Source organism: Acinetobacter sp. ACIN00229 (genome assembly GCF_016106645.1).
Lineage (GTDB): Bacteria > Pseudomonadota > Gammaproteobacteria > Pseudomonadales > Moraxellaceae > Acinetobacter > Acinetobacter oleivorans.
Genome location: NZ_JADWOM010000001.1, coordinates 88,639 through 103,071 on the forward strand (window position 1 = coordinate 88,639; position 14,433 = coordinate 103,071).

A 14,433-nucleotide genomic window follows, 5' to 3' on the forward strand; every position below is an offset into this window, starting at 1 on the left:
AATGAATTATTTTTTACCAATTTGATAATTGACAATTACAATATGGATAACATTGATCAAATTATTTTAGGTTTACTTAAAGATAACGCACGGATGTCTGTTACCGAGTTAGCCGAAAAAGTTCACGTTTCAAGAGCAACTATTAAAAAAAGAATGGAGTATCTTGAATCTTCGGGCATCATTACCGGATATACGGTACGGTTTAAACCCAATGCAGAACGCAACGTTATTCGTGCATGGATGAGCATTATGGTTGAAGGGACCAAAGCGCAGTCTGTGATTAAAGAATTACGCCTAGAAAGTGCCGTGGAATGTTTGCATAAAACGAATGGCAAATGGGACATTTTGGTCGAGCTACGTTCTGACACCTTAGAAAATTTCGACAAAGTTTTAGAGAGAATCAGGAGCATTTCAGGTATTTATAACAGTGAAACTAGCATTCTGCTTGCGAGTCATAAGACCTAAGATTAATGGTTTTCTTATTTTTTCAAGCTAATAGCCTACAAACATATTCAATATATTATTCTACAGAATAGGATATCTCTTTCTGTAGAATATATTGAAAGACTATCTATGATCAGTTTGAGATTTTCATTTCAAGAACAAACTCATGCTTTCTATTTTCACCAGTCGAATGATCAATTGCTTTCATATCTTCTATATAATAGATAATCTCTACCCTCTTCCCTACCATAAAGAGATTTATATCGGATTCATTATTTAAAAAAATACCTTGCTTCACAATTTTGCCGATATCTTTTAATTCGATATCCATAGTGTCTGGTATGTTGCCATTATCCATATCAGTTGTATAAATACGCCGAATTGTTCCTGATATTTCTTGACGTGGAATTGTCCCCGACTCTAAATTATTTAACCACTCAAGCGAACCATATAGCCCATATGTGCCTTTCAATCCATGCATTGGTCTTAATTCATTTAAAGTTAAAGCCTGAACTTTTTTTATATAATTAGGATCTTTTCTTATTTTATCTCTAACATGATATACCAAATACATAGTTTCCATATATTATTCTCATTTAAAATGATATTGTTTCTTTCAATAAATTATTACTAAAATAAGTCCATAAATATACTTAGTCTAACTAAGCATTAATAACAACTTACTCATTATGAATATGAAAGAAATCTTTACTGAACTTATTTTACCATATGAATTTAAATGAATCTCCAACTTATTATTCTCATTAAAGTATAGAATACCTTTGAATAAAACTACAAAGTTAAAATATAAAGCTGAAGTAAGTCACTTAACTTTTTGAAAAATGATGCTAGCTTTCCAAAAACTTGCCCCCCATAAAAAGGTACAGAACTATCTTGTGGTAGTGAATCAATAGAGAACAATTAAAAACCTTCACAAATTTTTAATTTTTTTTAAACAATCAAATCAAAAACTTAAATTCTAATTTGATCTAAATCTCAACTTTTTTCACTCACTCCCCTCATCAAAGCATTTGACAGAAAATTTAAAACATATAACATATAGTATTATATGTTATATGTTAAAAACCTAAGGACAAGGTATAAAAAATGGCTAAAACTCAACTACAACACTTTATTAACGGCGAATATGTTGCTAGCAAAGGAAATGATTATTTCGACTTGGTAAGCCCAGTGACTGGTGAAGTTTATGCACAATCACCGAATGCAACCGAGGCCGAAGTTGATGCAGCTTATGCTGCTGCAAAAGAAGCATTCAAAATTTGGGGACGCAGCACACCTTCAACTCGTCAAAAAGCATTATTGAATTTGGCAGATGCTATTGAAGCAAATGCAGAGCGTTTAATTGAGGCGCAAAGTCGTAATACAGGTCAGTTAAAACACTTAATTGCATCGGAAGAAGTGGGTGCATCGGCAGATCAGGTTCGTTTCTTTGCAGGTGCTGCCCGTTTACTCAATGGCACAGCTTCAGGTGAATATTTAGAAGGTTTAACCTCTTCTATTCGCCGCGAACCAGTTGGTGTAGTTGGTCAAGTTACGCCTTGGAACTATCCACTCATGATGGCTGTTTGGAAAATTGCGCCTGCTTTGGCTGCGGGTAACACAGTGGTACTAAAACCGAGTGATACCACCCCTGAAAGCACCCTTTTACTGGCAGAAATTGCTGCACCTTTTTTCCCTAAAGGCGCATTTAACGTGGTGTTAGGTCAGGCTCAAGTGGGTTCAAAAGTTGTATCTCATAAAACCCCAGCACTCGTTTCTATTACAGGTTCGGTTCGTGCCGGATTACAAGTTGCAGCCTCTGCCGCAGCAAATTTAGCGAAAGCCCATCTTGAGCTTGGTGGTAAAGCACCTGTCGTGGTTTTTGAAGATGCGGACATCGATAAAGCAGTTGAAATGATTGCTTTAACGGGCTATTTCAACGCAGGCCAAGACTGTACTGCGGCAACACGTGTGATTGTGTCTGAAGCCGTTCATGATGAGTTTTTAAGCAAGTTAGTTGAAGCTGCAAAAAATACCCGTTTTGGTGAACCCGATGATCAAGATGCACTTTATGGTCCACTTAACAATGCTAACCAATTAAAGAATGTTAAAGCTTTTATTGACAACTTACCTGCTCACGCCAAAGTTGAAACAGGTGGAAAACAAGCAGACCGTCCAGGCTTCTATTTTGAACCAACCGTTATTAGTGGCTTAAAACAACACGACGAAGCCATTCAAAATGAAATTTTTGGACCAGTCATCACCGTTCAAAAATTTACAGATGAAAATGATGCGATTGAAAAAGCCAACGATGTTGAGTATGGCCTAGCTTCAAGTGTTTGGACCACAGATCACGCCCGTGCAACTCGTCTGTCTCGTGAACTTGATTTCGGTACAGTTTGGATTAACACCCATATTCCTTTAACCGCAGAAATGCCACACGGCGGCTTCAAAAAATCAGGTTATGGTAAAGATTTATCTGGCTACGGTTTTGAAGAATATACCCGCGTTAAACATGTGATGAGTTCAAACGAATAATAAAAATGGACTTTGAAAGGAGATCAAAATGAATAAACAACAAATGAAAGACTTGGTGACTAAAGCCCATCACGAGCTATTCAATTTGCACGACACCACTGCTCTAGACCGTTATTTTTCTGAAGATTTTATAGAGCACTCGCCACTCGTTGCAAATGGTCTTTCAGGCCTTCGCCAACTGGTAGAAGACTGCCCCGACATGCAGCATGAAGCTGTACGTGTATTGGCAGATGGCGACTTGGTCGCAATTCATGGCCGCTTTCAGGGATTAGATGAAAACCCATTAGTTGGTTTTGATATTTACCGAGTGAAAGACGGCAAAATTGTGGAACATTGGGATGGGCTAGTGACTGAGGCAGCTCCAAATGTAAGTGGTAGAACCCAATTAGATGGCCCAACCGAAATCGTGACTCATCATGATTCGGAGAAAAATCGTGAGATTGTGACCTCTTTCTTTAAGAAGTCATTAATTGATGGCAATTACGAAGCATTTAAAGAATACACCCACAACGATCAGTTCATTCAACATAGCCCAGATATTGGCGATGGAGTTAAAGCCGTCATTGATTTTTTGAACAATATCCGTAATGAAGGACAAGGTTTGGTATACTCCAAAACTCATCGCTCCATTGCTGATGGTCAATTTGTATTGACACATTCCGAAGGAAATATTGCTGGAAATCGACATGCTTATTTTGAACTGTGGCGTGTAGATAACGGCAAAATTGTTGAACTTTGGGATGCAATACCAGCCGTGCCTGAAGATGAACAGGCAGTCCATCAATATGGCGTGTTTTAATCATTTATCCGTTTCATTAAGCTAAGTCACTGACTTAGCTTTTAGAGAATTCGCCATGTCAGCATATACGATAATTTTTGCACCTATCGCTCAGGCAACTCGATCGGAACAAGTTGTGGAACGCTTGGAAAATGCAATTATCTCTGGATTGCTTAAAAGCAATGAACAACTTCCTAACGAGGCGGATCTAGCTCGCTTAATGGGAGTGTCACCCATTACCGTTCGTGAAGCTTTAAATACTTTACGCGTAAAGGGTCTGATTGATACACGACGCGGGCGAAACGGCGGAAGCTTTGTTTGTGAGTTACCTTCCGATTTACTCTTAAACAAGCATCCTCTACGTCAAGCTTCCAACGAATATCTAGCTGATTTAGGCGAGTTTCATAGTGCAATTTTAAGCCATGGTGCATATTTGGCAGCACAAAGAACCACTGAATATGAACTGAACAAAATCAAAGAGCTGATTGAACAATTTGAACAGGCCGTTGAAGCAGACACGCGTGCCCAACTTGATTTACGTTGTTTGCTGACCCTCACCTCTTTTGCTCAATCAGCTCGTCTAGCAAATCAAGAGTTAACTATACAAGCCGAATGGGCACCGCTCATTGCTGTGCTTTACCAAGATGATCAATTCCATCAACTGGTCGTAGCTCAATATCACCAACTTTTATCATCTTTTGTTCAAGCCAATGAAGATGATGCTGTTATTCAAGCACGAAAAATTATTTCGATGCTAACGGATCAAATGCTTCGATATAAGTTATCTATCGAATAAAAATAATAAAACAGAGCACTTATCAAATATCGAGTGAGAAATATGGAATTTTAGGAGTTATAGGAATGACCCAACATTTAGATATAGAAGAGCTTCAAAATTTGTTAAAGACGGTGGTTGAGGAAACGACAGCCATTACAGAAAAACTGGCAGCTAAAGCGAGCAAAATACTCTCAAAACATGAACCTGAAAAAACAAAAGACATTAAGCTTTCAGGTTCAGAACGTTCAGCTTTGCAAAAGGAAATTAAAAAGGCCTTACAGGAAAGCCATTACAGTCAAGGTATCGGCTTTGCAAGTTATAGCCCTGCAACCCAAGAAGAACAAGATTATTGGACACTTGAATGGTGGTATAAAAAGGAAGATCAGTTACAACAAGCCAAACTTGAAAACTATCAAAATGCTCAGCGCTTTTTAGATTTTCGCTCTTTTGAATGGTTCCATAAACCTGCTCAAAATAAAAGTCCGTGCATCCATGGACCATATGTCGACTATATCTGCAATGGTGCATATACCATCACCCTTGCCCATCCGGTCATGATTCGTGATCAATTTATCGGTGTAATTGCCACCGACATTTTAGTTTCAGCACTCGAAAAACTACTCATGCCGAAGCTTAAAAACATCAAACAAAAAGCAATTGTGATCAACGACTCTTCTCGAGTGATTACTTCAAATGACATTACCATCAGAACAGGCACATTATTTAAAGGCCAAAGCCCGCAGCAGGTTCTGTCACGACCGTGTCAATCTTTTCAACTGGTCGTGATCTAGAGCGAAGTCACAGATATAAATATTTGACTTTGCTTTAGGGCATCACCAAGGCGAAATAGCCCCTAGCTTTTGTACAAACTTTCCTCAAACAGACTTGTTTATTCAGGTCTAGGGGAAGTTTTGGCTCAAAAATAGCATCGCTTTTCCGGATGAAAAGCAAAACAACGAAATTTGAGGTTGAAATGACATGGAAAATAAAACGTCTTCCTTAAAAAAACTGTCTCTTTGGCAAGTCACAATTATTGGTATTGCCTACATGACTCCCATGACGGTATTTGATACTTTCGGTATTGTCTCTGGCATTACCAATGGACACGTACCACTCGCATATTTACTCGCACTTGGTGCCATGTTACTCACCGCTTGGAGCTATGCAAGATTCAGCAAAAATTCAGAAAAATCAGGCTCAGCATATAGCTATACAGCTGAAAGTTTAGGTCCTAAAAGCGGTTTTTTTGTCGGTTGGTGTTCCCTACTCGACTATCTGTTATTACCCCTCATTAATGTTTTGCTAGCTGCAATTTATCTCACAGCCCTTATTCCAAGTTTGCCTTATTGGTTTTGGGTGTTTGTATCGGCAGGCCTAGTCACTTTAGTAAATTGTTTCCGCATTCGGTTACTTGCCAACTTAAGTCTCGTGTTTGTATTTGCCCCCATCATACTCATGGTTATTTTTGTCTATTTAGTGATTAAGGGTATTGGCTCTACTCAAGGTTATGAGCATGTGCTTACATTAGCCCCACTCTGGCATGAGCACCAAACTATACTACCGCTCGTTGCGGGTGCCTCAGTTTTGTGCTTTTCATTTTTGGGCTTTGATGCGGTTACCACGCTTTCAAATGAAACCAAACAACCCACTAAAAATATTCCCCGAGCAGTCATGTTAACAACTCTCGCTGGCGGACTTATTTTCTTTACAGCCGCTTGGTTTATTCAGCTTTATTTTCCAAATAATCTACGCTTTCAGCACCCTACTGAAGCACTGCCTGAAATTGTGCTTTATGTCGGTGGTGCATTCTTCCAATCCGTATTCTTATGCGGACAAATTATGAACACAGTCGCCTCTGGCCTTGCCTCACATGCCAGTGCTTCGCGTTTACTGTATATAATGGGCACCGATAATATTTTTCCTAAAAAGTATTTTGGGACAATTCACATCTCCTTAGGTACACCATTTTTTTCGGTTTTATTTGTTGGTCTTATTTCAATGTCTGCGGTTTTTCTAGATCTAGCACAAGTCGTAAGCCTGATCAGCTTTGGTGCGCTAGTCGCTTTTACAGCCGTAAATTTCTCAGTTTTTATGAAATTTTATATTAAAGATAAACAGCGCTCAGGGTTTAAAAATAAATTTCTAAACCTCTTTTTACCGCTTTTATCCGTCATCAGCATTATTTGCCTGTGGCTTAACCTTGATTCATCTTCGCTCACTTTTGGATGTTTCTGGTTATCGTTAGGCATTCTTTTATTTATCTATAAAACGATTAAAAAACAAAGTATTGCGATTAGTAATGCTTATTAATTTTTAAGGAACTTCGTCATGAAAATTATTTCTAAACCTCAACTTTTAAAAGACGTGCAATATAAACCAAGTAAATCTCTACAAGTGGGCAAAGAGTGGAGCTGGTTAAATCCAAAACATGCAAATTTTGACACAACAAATGTAGAAGGTGTAACGATAGATAATCCAGCCAACTACTATGAAAGCTCACTTTCTGATTGGCATACATTTGACAGTTTACAAGCTGATATTGAATGTGACGTGGTGGTTATTGGCGGTGGTTTATTAGGTTCATCAAGTGCATTACATTTAGCTGAACAAGGCGTAGATACGGTCTTATTAGAAAAAAATCGGATTGGTAGTGCAGCTTCTGGCAGAAATGGTGGACAACTTACCCCCGGTTTAGCTCGCTGGGAAGCCCAAGAAATGGCCGATCGCTTAAGCTATGAAGATGCCAAAAAGCTCTGGCATTTTACCTCTACAGAAGCGATGCAACTTATTGATGACATCTCAGAAAAATACCAACTCAACTTTGACCGAAAACATGGTCACATTACCGCCGCCGTTCACGAAGGACATTTAGTCGGCTTAACCCAAGGCGCCGATGCTCGAAAATATTTAGGTGAAGACCATACGCGCATTGTAGGTAAACACGAACTCATGGACTATATTAAGTCTGATTATTACACAGGTGGTTTAATTGATGAGTTAGGGGGACAAATTCATCCTTTAGCTTTAAACCGTGGCTTAATTTATGGCTTTTGCCAAAATGGCGGTACTGTTTATGAACAAACAGAAGTTATTTCAATAGAAGAAAAAGCAGATGGTATTTATGTTCAAACAGCAAATGCTGTCGTAAAAGCTAAAAAGTCTGTGGTGTTAGCGGTACACCATGCCTCGTTTAAACTTTTATCAGAGCAAAGCAATACTACTATTCCGTTTTACACCTATGTTGCGACGACTGCCCCACTAGAACTTGATACAAAAGAGCTTCTGCCATTTGGGCATCCTGTTTATGACACTCAGTTCCAGATTGATTACTACCGTCCCGTGTTTAACAACCGCTTATTGTTTGGTGGACAAGGTACAGGAACATGTTGGGGACCTGAGAAAACGTTAAATTACCTAGAGCATCGAATTCATACCGTTTTCCCTCAAATTAAAAATCTAGAGATGGATTTTGTCTGGAGTGGAACAACTGATTTAACCGTAAATGGTGCAGTCGATAGCCGTAAGTTTGGCAATAAATTCCCGATTTATGCTGTTCACGGCTGGAGTGGTCACGGCGTTGCACAGACGGTACGCATTGGTAAAGCGATTGCAAATGACTTTATTGGGCAATCTAATGACTTTGAAATGTTATCTAAAATTGACCATCAAAATATTATGTTTGGCCGTACCCTTGCACCAGTTGTTATTCCGCTCGCGAAAAGTATGTATGGCATCGGTGCAATGATTAACCCGGGCAAAATGGTGTCTTTCTAATTTATAAAAACATCATTTTTCTAAAAAAGGATTCGTATAGCTTTGTACGGATCCTTTTTATTTAACTGAGTAAAATCCTTTTCAAATTAGGTTATCCCTAGCCAATCCATTACAATAGCTCCAGCTTTTTTATTCAACGCATATATTTTGAGCAACTCATCTTCCCAATTAAAACGCGGACTTAAAAATCGCCACATCCAGCTAATCGCTATGGGTGGTGCTGTCGGGACAGGTTTATTTTTAGGCTCTGCACAAGTCATCCAGTCTGCTGGCCCTTCTATTATTTTAGGTTATGCCATTGTCGGTTTGGTCGCATTTTTAATTATGCGCCAAATGGGTGAAATGATCGTAGAAGAACCTGTGGTCGGTTCCTTTAGTTACTTTGCACAAAAATACTGGGGAAGATTCCCTGGTTTTTTATCGGGCTGGAACTATTGGGTGGTTTACATTCTGGTCGCAATGACCGAGCTGACAGCAGTTGCTAAATATGTGCATTACTGGTGGCCTCATATTCCTGCTTGGATATCAGCCTTATTTTTCTTTGTTTTGGTCACATGTTTGAACTTAGGCAACGTTAAATTTTATGGTGAATCTGAGTTTTGGTTAGCCATTATTAAAGTTGCGGCAGTCATTGCCATGATCGTGTTTGGCTTATATTTATTGCTCACCGCAGGTAGTGATTCTATCGCTAGCTTCTCAAACTTATGGCAGCATGGCGGATTTTTCCCACATGGGTTCTCGGGCCTGTTTTATATGCTCGCCTTTTTAATGTTCGCCTTTGGCGGTATTGAACTGATTGGGATGACTGCTGCTGAAGCCGAAAATCCTGAAAAAAGCATTCCACAAGCCATTAACCAAGTTATCTTTCGAATCTTGGTTTTCTATGTGGCTTCGCTTGCCATTATCATGTCGCTCATTCCGTGGAATCAGCTTGACCTTGGTGGTCTAGATAAAAGTCCATTTGTGATGATTTTTAGCCAGCTTGGGATTGGTTGGGCAGCGCATTTGCTTAACTTTATTATTTTAACAGCCGCACTGTCTGTTTATAACAGCGGTATGTACGCAAACAGTCGCATGTTATATGGTCTAGCAGTACAAGGCCACGCATCCAAAATTTTTACAAAAGTGAGCAAACAAGGCGTTCCAACACCGGCTGTTATCTTTTCTTCTATTCTGATTTTTGGTTGCGTGTTACTGAACTATTTTATCCCAGAAGAAGCTTTAAGCTATCTCATGTACATGGCTGTAGCAGCTTTAGTTTTAAACTGGGCAATCATTAGCTTTACTCATTTGAAGTTTAAACGTGCCATGAAACTTGAAGGTAAAGTTGTCAAATTCCCTGCACTATTTTCACCTTTAAGTAACTATATCGTTTTGATTTTTATTGGCATGATTTTATATATCATGTGGACTCAAGGTTTTGAAAAATCAGTTATTTTAATTCCAATTTGGATTGCATTTATGTTTGGATTATATAAATTTTTGAGTTGGAAAAAATCAATTTAATCTTCAAAGAAGGCTTATTCAAACAGGATAAGCCTTTTATCATTGAATAGCTTGTTCTCTTCAATAACTTCAAAAAATCTACTCAAAAAACCATTCACATTTTATTCATCATTATTGAATTGCTCTCTACTAGACACATTGATCTGTAAGCCTTAGTCATTCTAAACATTGGTATTTAATGAGATAATTATTAAAGTACAAGTGTTTACATGATCTATAAATATTTGCGCTCATGTTCAGCTAAAATCAAAGCAGACCAGTTATCGTTACGATCACTCAATAGGAAAAAGACACTTCATCGAAAGACAGTTTTTTTACCCACTTTACTGATTTAGCACCGTCAACTGTGTCACTCAATGATGAAAGACAGGAAATTTTATGGAAAAAGCTCTGCAATGTCCTAAGTGTGGTTCTACAGAAATCGAAGCACGTGACCATGACAAATTACTTAGAACAACTGGCGGTGTTTTACTGACAGCTGCTGGTACAACAGCAGGCACTGTAGGTGGTGCTGCAACTGGAGCTTCTGTTGGTGCAGCGATTGGTACGATTGCTGGCCCTTTAGGTGTAATTGTTGGTGGAACTGTAGGAACTTTTGTCGGTGCAATTAGCGCAGGTATTACTGGCGGTGTAGTTGGCAATATTTTTGGTAAAAAAGCGGGCGTAATGATCGATAAAAACATTTTTCAGGATTATCGCTGTCTAAAATGTAAATATCGCTTTAAGCAAAAGAAGTAATGTTTATTTAAATTAAGCTCAGGTTTAATTTACTTTCAAAGTAAGGAAAGTAAGCAATTATTAGTATCTTTCCTTACTTATGTTTTCCTCTAATTTATCCTAAAGTAATAAAAAAATAATCTAACAACTTCTCTCTTTCATCTGGCTTGTTTGGATCTAAAAGCTGAACCATTGCTCCATCAATCACAAATAAAAACATGTGCGCATCTTGTTTTGAAGCATGTGCGTTGGTGGTTAAAAGCAAATTATAGATTTCATTAATAAACCAGTTTCGATATTCAATGATCACCTGATACGCCTTCGGATGTGTTTTCGCAATTTCAAAAATAGCTTTAAAAGGCAAATGATAAAGTCCATCTAAATCGGCATGTAAAAAGTAAAGCTTGCTCAGTTTTTCAACTAGGGTTAATTCTTTTTGAACATGAATGATTGAAAGTACCTCCTGTTTTAGACCGTCTTTTTGGAAAGTCAGGCTCATTTCAATTAGCCTTTCTTTTGAATGAAAGTAATTATAAAAAGTCGCTTTTGGGATTTTTGCCGACTCAACAATTCGGTCAACCCCGACATTGTGAAAGCCATAGTTGTTAAACAGATATCTGGAAGTGTGAAGCACACTTAAAGCACGAGATGGGAGATCTGAATGTGGCATAGTTTTACCGTTATAAAATAAATTCTTGTTGTATATAAATGAGATATAAAAACCACTGCCGTTTTTTGGGAGAAAAAAGGCATAGCAAAGTCCCTAAAGACTGTGCTTGGCACATCTCAAGTTTTATTGTTGATTAAGTTTTAGGTGATAAAGATTTAAAGCCTGAAAAGCCTAGTGACTTTCAAACTGCTTTAAATGTTTAAGTTGTGTCGTTATAGCTTTTAGCAAAGGCTGCCAAGAAATAATGAATGTGCAAAGCCAACTCCTTTTTATTGGGAGTTCTGCCAAAACATTAAAATTATGGTGGCAGAACGAAAGGGGGTTCGCAGACTGGAAACAAAGGAACCAGCACACCCGAAGGTGTCCCCCTTCCGCCCTACCGTAGAGAAAAAGGGGGCGAACGAGTTCCCGACACACAAAACAAGAGTTTTGCATATCGACTTTGTTTTCCCGGTCTGCGACAACCGACTGGCAATGTGGCCAGCAGGCAAAGGATAGTGCTCTACCCTTTGGCAGTCAAGCACACTAAACGACATTTGCTTTAAAATAGATCATTAAAAAGTAAGGATAAATAATGAGTGAGTTATTGTTAAAGAAGGGTTTATAACGGTATTGAAATTTATATAGATATATTAGTTTCGACAGGTAAGATTAGAATATAAAAATGGTAAATGATGAAATGAATTATGTAGAAAGTTTCACTTAGAAATCGCAATAAGTCACCAATATGCCTTTAAACCTATTATTTATACTTCTCTCGATCTGCTTTCTGCTCTGAACAATTCAATAAGAATATAATGGTAAAAATAGTTGTTTGCTTTTCATTCTATTTCTTTCTATTTATAAAAAATATATAATATTCTCAATAGCTTTCTAATTATCTATTACTTTCAATCAAGATCATTTAGTTTCAATAAAGAGAATAAAATGCAAGAACAAGCTTTACCCTCATCTCCTCAAGATTTGAATGAGGATCAAAATATTACGTCACCACCAATTTCTCAATCAGGAATTTATCATTTTAAGTTTCATGGTAAAGCTTCAGAATATTTTGGAATCTGGATCGTTAATATTCTTTTGACTATTATTACTTTAAGCTTATATGCACCGTGGGCTAAAGTTCGTCGCTTACGCTATTTCTATGGCAATACAGAATTTTTTGAACGTCGCTTTGATTTTACAGGCATTCCAACCAAGATTTTGATTGGACGTTTAATTGCATTAGGAATTTACGCAGTATTTGCAATTTCATCACAGTATTCAATAGTTGCGACTGTGGTTGGGTTAGTTGCATTATATACAGCAATACCTTGGCTAATTCGCGCTACTTTGCGTTTTACTGCAAGAAATAGTAAGTTCGGCAACGCACGTTTTTATTTTGGTGGAACGATAAAAGAATCTTATAAAGTCTTTCTTTTGAGTATATTGGTATATATTTTCACATTAGGAATTTTTACACCTGTAGCTATTTGGCTATATAAAAAATATTATCTAAACAACTTATATGCTGGACAATTAAATTTTAAATTAAACGCAAAATGGTCTGCATATATGGCTGCAGTTTATATACCAGTTTTTATTGCAATTGGTATAATTGCTATTTTTTCAATCATTTACTTTGCTATGGCAGGAACAATTGCTGGGTTCTCACCGAACGTTGCAGTCTTCGGAATAGTTATGGTATATGCATTTATTGGATTATTTATTTATCCATTAATTGCTGCACGTATTTTTATTACGACATGGAACAATACTACAGTTGGAAATAGTCAATTTAAAACAGACTGTAATCAATGGCGTTTTGCATGGATTGTAGCTTCAAACTGGATTGTAAAAATCTTAACCATCGGCTTAATGTCTGCTTGGGCTGCGGTTCGTATTCACAAATATCAGATTGAATCGATGAGTTTAATTTTATTAGATGATCCAGATCAAATGATGAATCTCGCTCAGCAAGAACAAAGTGCTTTAGCTGAAGAAATCAGTGATATTTTTGATATTGACATCTCTTTATAATAATCTGAGTTTAATAATTTATGTCCCAAGCAGTAGATATCATTTTCTATGATGGCATAGTGTCTAAACCTCACCGTGCTCAGATTTCAGCTCAATCTAAATCTGAAGTTCTGATTCGGTATGGTGAGCAATTAGAACAGCAGCGTCATTATCAATATACTGATATGAAATTGATTGGTGCGCTGGGACAGTTACACCCAGTGATTGAATTATCTGATGATGCACGGATTGAATTTCATAGCGCATTACCAGACTGGTTTAATTACACAACTAAAAAGGTTCAACATTCGATCTGGAAACTTGAACGCTCTCCAAGTCTTATTCTTTTTAGTGTAATTTTTGTGATTACTTTCGCGATCAGTCTAGTGAAATGGGGTGTTCCAGCCACATCCCATTATCTTGCTTTTCAATTACCTGAGAATACTTTAAAGAAACTAGGTGATGAAGCCGAGAATTATGTATTAAATAATTGGACTGCACCCAGCCAATTAGCACAAACTCAAAAAGACCAAATTACTAAGCAATATTTGAATACTATTGCTGAAAACAGACCAGCCAAATTAGTCTTCCGTAAAGGCGATCATTTAGGGGCAAATGCTGTAGCGCTACCTAATAATACAATTATCGTCACAGATGAACTGATCAAAATGGCCCATACTAATCAGGAAGTTTTAGGCGTATTAGCCCATGAACAAGGCCATTTGGTTTATCGCCATAGTTTGCAACAAGGGTTAACTAGTTTAGGCCTAAGTATATTATACATTGCAATGACCGGAGATAATTCAGACTTATTTACGTCATTACCTGCGGCTATGATAGGTGCAAATTACTCACGTAAATTTGAGTCCGAAGCCGATTTATATGCTTTACAACTGATGGATAGGAAGCATATAGAAGTCTCTCACTTCGCAAATTTCTTACAACGCTTAAGCGATACAACAGAAGAAGGTATCGATAAAAATAATCAGTCCAACCCATCAACTTCTCAAGAAGAATCTTCAGCGAATAAACTATCTACAGCTGTGCTTGATACTTTATCCTCTCATCCTGCAACAGAAGAGCGTATTCGAATGGTTCACGATTTTGAGAAAAAACAACATGCTAAAGATTAAATAGTAGAAAACGAGGATTCAGTCCCAAGACACGATGAAATATAAAGTTAAGCTGAAATCTCAATCTGCTTAACTCAATCCAAATTTCCATATGAGTTGC

The 14,433-nt window shown here is 37.6% G+C and carries 13 protein-coding genes; 11 read left to right on the forward strand and 2 right to left on the reverse strand.

Going from position 1 to position 14,433, the window contains the following annotated elements; translation table 11 throughout:
* Positions 1-42 precede the first annotated feature (42 nt).
* Positions 43-465, forward strand: coding sequence for an Lrp/AsnC family transcriptional regulator (locus I7H67_RS00390; protein WP_198306788.1), 423 nt, complete (start codon positions 43-45; stop codon positions 463-465).
* Positions 466-577: 112 nt separating this feature from the next.
* On the opposite strand, the gene I7H67_RS00395 is transcribed toward I7H67_RS00390, so the two are convergent.
* Positions 578-1,027 (reverse strand): hypothetical protein, encoded by a 450-nt coding sequence (locus I7H67_RS00395; protein ID WP_198306789.1) that lies wholly within the window; start codon positions 1,025-1,027, stop codon positions 578-580.
* 524 nt (positions 1,028-1,551) lie between these two features.
* On the opposite strand from I7H67_RS00395, the gene I7H67_RS00400 reads away from it, so the two are divergent.
* The 8 genes from I7H67_RS00400 (at position 1,552) to I7H67_RS00435 (ending at position 10,556) form a co-directional block, all read left to right on the forward strand.
* The gene (locus I7H67_RS00400) at positions 1,552-2,982 is read left to right on the forward strand and encodes a gamma-aminobutyraldehyde dehydrogenase (protein ID WP_198306790.1); all 1,431 of its coding nucleotides are present in this window, start codon (positions 1,552-1,554) and stop codon (positions 2,980-2,982) included.
* 28 nt (positions 2,983-3,010) lie between these two features.
* Complete coding sequence (locus tag I7H67_RS00405) at positions 3,011-3,781, forward strand: nuclear transport factor 2 family protein (protein WP_198306791.1); 771 nt, start codon at positions 3,011-3,013, stop codon at positions 3,779-3,781.
* A 55-nt stretch (positions 3,782-3,836) separates the two neighbouring features.
* Positions 3,837-4,556, forward strand: a complete 720-nt coding sequence (locus I7H67_RS00410) for a FadR/GntR family transcriptional regulator (RefSeq protein WP_005303556.1) — start codon at positions 3,837-3,839, stop codon at positions 4,554-4,556.
* Positions 4,557-4,621: 65 nt separating this feature from the next.
* A complete protein-coding gene (locus I7H67_RS00415; RefSeq protein ID WP_192455814.1) occupies positions 4,622-5,329 on the forward strand; it encodes a cache domain-containing protein in 708 nt (235 codons plus the stop codon).
* 187 nt (positions 5,330-5,516) lie between these two features.
* Entirely contained in the window at positions 5,517-6,848 is a 1,332-nt protein-coding gene (locus I7H67_RS00420; protein ID WP_198306792.1) for an APC family permease, read from the forward strand.
* An 18-nt stretch (positions 6,849-6,866) separates the two neighbouring features.
* Entirely contained in the window at positions 6,867-8,312 is a 1,446-nt protein-coding gene (locus I7H67_RS00425; protein ID WP_198306793.1) for an NAD(P)/FAD-dependent oxidoreductase, read from the forward strand.
* A 147-nt stretch (positions 8,313-8,459) separates the two neighbouring features.
* Positions 8,460-9,818 carry an amino acid permease gene (locus I7H67_RS00430; RefSeq protein ID WP_198306794.1) on the forward strand — a complete coding sequence of 453 codons (1,359 nt, stop codon included), beginning with the start codon at positions 8,460-8,462 and terminating at the stop codon, positions 9,816-9,818.
* 378 nt (positions 9,819-10,196) lie between these two features.
* Positions 10,197-10,556 (forward strand): hypothetical protein, encoded by a 360-nt coding sequence (locus tag I7H67_RS00435; protein ID WP_005303542.1) that lies wholly within the window; start codon positions 10,197-10,199, stop codon positions 10,554-10,556.
* A gap of 94 nt (positions 10,557-10,650) precedes the next feature.
* Here the strand turns inward: I7H67_RS00435 and I7H67_RS00440 are convergent, their stop codons facing one another.
* Positions 10,651-11,205 (reverse strand): TetR/AcrR family transcriptional regulator, encoded by a 555-nt coding sequence (locus tag I7H67_RS00440; protein ID WP_198306795.1) that lies wholly within the window; start codon positions 11,203-11,205, stop codon positions 10,651-10,653.
* Positions 11,206-12,132: 927 nt separating this feature from the next.
* Between I7H67_RS00440 and I7H67_RS00445 the strand changes: the two genes are divergently transcribed.
* Complete coding sequence (locus tag I7H67_RS00445; protein WP_198306796.1) at positions 12,133-13,221, forward strand: YjgN family protein; 1,089 nt, start codon at positions 12,133-12,135, stop codon at positions 13,219-13,221.
* Between the two features lie 20 nt (positions 13,222-13,241).
* Positions 13,242-14,333 carry a M48 family metallopeptidase gene (locus I7H67_RS00450; protein WP_198306797.1) on the forward strand — a complete coding sequence of 364 codons (1,092 nt, stop codon included), beginning with the start codon at positions 13,242-13,244 and terminating at the stop codon, positions 14,331-14,333.
* Positions 14,334-14,433: the final 100 nt, after the last annotated feature.

Bases quoted from the DNA above. Each gene is read 5' to 3' on its own strand.
- I7H67_RS00390 (WP_198306788.1), top strand. From the start codon at position 43: ATGGATAACATTGATCAAATTATTTTAGGTTTACTTAAAGATAACGCA.
- I7H67_RS00395 (WP_198306789.1), bottom strand. From the start codon at position 1,027: ATGGAAACTATGTATTTGGTATATCATGTTAGAGATAAAATAAGAAAA.
- I7H67_RS00400 (WP_198306790.1), top strand. From the start codon at position 1,552: ATGGCTAAAACTCAACTACAACACTTTATTAACGGCGAATATGTTGCT.
- I7H67_RS00405 (WP_198306791.1), top strand. From the start codon at position 3,011: ATGAATAAACAACAAATGAAAGACTTGGTGACTAAAGCCCATCACGAG.
- I7H67_RS00410 (WP_005303556.1), top strand. From the start codon at position 3,837: ATGTCAGCATATACGATAATTTTTGCACCTATCGCTCAGGCAACTCGA.
- I7H67_RS00415 (WP_192455814.1), top strand. From the start codon at position 4,622: ATGACCCAACATTTAGATATAGAAGAGCTTCAAAATTTGTTAAAGACG.
- I7H67_RS00420 (WP_198306792.1), top strand. From the start codon at position 5,517: ATGGAAAATAAAACGTCTTCCTTAAAAAAACTGTCTCTTTGGCAAGTC.
- I7H67_RS00425 (WP_198306793.1), top strand. From the start codon at position 6,867: ATGAAAATTATTTCTAAACCTCAACTTTTAAAAGACGTGCAATATAAA.
- I7H67_RS00435 (WP_005303542.1), top strand. From the start codon at position 10,197: ATGGAAAAAGCTCTGCAATGTCCTAAGTGTGGTTCTACAGAAATCGAA.
- I7H67_RS00440 (WP_198306795.1), bottom strand. From the start codon at position 11,205: ATGCCACATTCAGATCTCCCATCTCGTGCTTTAAGTGTGCTTCACACT.
- I7H67_RS00445 (WP_198306796.1), top strand. From the start codon at position 12,133: ATGCAAGAACAAGCTTTACCCTCATCTCCTCAAGATTTGAATGAGGAT.
- I7H67_RS00450 (WP_198306797.1), top strand. From the start codon at position 13,242: ATGTCCCAAGCAGTAGATATCATTTTCTATGATGGCATAGTGTCTAAA.